Below are 773 nucleotides of genomic sequence, written 5' to 3'. Positions count from 1 at the left end.
ATAAACAAAAAATTATATGGAAGATTATTGGAAATCAAATGGCTTTTTCTATTGATTCCAATGAGTATGTTGTGAATAATGCCTGTTATATATTGACAGGATCATACCTAGAATATCTACTGTCTGTTTTGAACTCTAATGTAATAAAATGGTATAGCTATATTACCAACATGAACAAGACAGGAGTTGGAGATGTTCAAGTTGGTGGTCAAAATGTCAATCTATTTCCAATCCCATTATTATCTGATTTTGAGCAAGAGCCATTCATTAAGTTAGTAGAAGAAATGCTAATAAAAAAAGAAAAGAATGAGAATACAACAGTCCTTGAAACTATAATAGACAATCTTATATATGCAATGTATGGACTATCTGAAGAAGAAATACAATTTATAAGTTCTCAATAAATTCAACTTCTTCTTGAGATAACTTGTATAGTTGGCATATATACTTATCTAATTTTTCTATTTCATCAATAGAATGAGTTTCAATTATATTATCTATCATTTGTTCTACATGTATTTGTTCTAATTCTGTAGGCATTTTGACCGATAATTTTTCTAATGTATATTTTTTCCATCGATTTGTTCCTACTCCTGTTGTTGTTCCGATCTGATTAAAGACCCACTCTCCAAGCCTTGAGTTTAGCATAGCTAGTATATATTTCAATTTATCCCCTACCATTAAAAAAGACGTGGCTTCAGGAAAGAAAGCTTCATTATCTAATGCAAATTTAGATTTATCTGAAATCTCTCCCCATATAATTTTTTGTTTAT

General features: G+C 29.2%; 2 protein-coding genes. One reads left to right on the top strand and one right to left on the bottom strand.

What is annotated here, in order from left to right; genetic code table 11:
* The coding region (locus B3P17_RS03145; protein ID WP_291103281.1) for a TaqI-like C-terminal specificity domain-containing protein at nucleotides 1–404 on the top strand (404 nt) is incomplete at its 5' end.
* Here the strand turns inward: B3P17_RS03145 and B3P17_RS03140 are convergent.
* Nucleotides 388–773 (bottom strand): TaqI-like C-terminal specificity domain-containing protein (locus tag B3P17_RS03140; protein ID WP_291103278.1); only part of this gene is annotated, 386 nt, incomplete at its 5' end. The two genes, B3P17_RS03145 and B3P17_RS03140, sit on opposite strands and share 17 nt — an antisense overlap.

It is taken from the genome of Dysgonomonas sp. UBA7630, assembly GCF_002483985.1.
In the GTDB taxonomy this organism is placed as follows: domain Bacteria; phylum Bacteroidota; class Bacteroidia; order Bacteroidales; family Dysgonomonadaceae; genus Dysgonomonas.
This window is presented reverse-complemented; position numbering and strand designations above follow the sequence as displayed.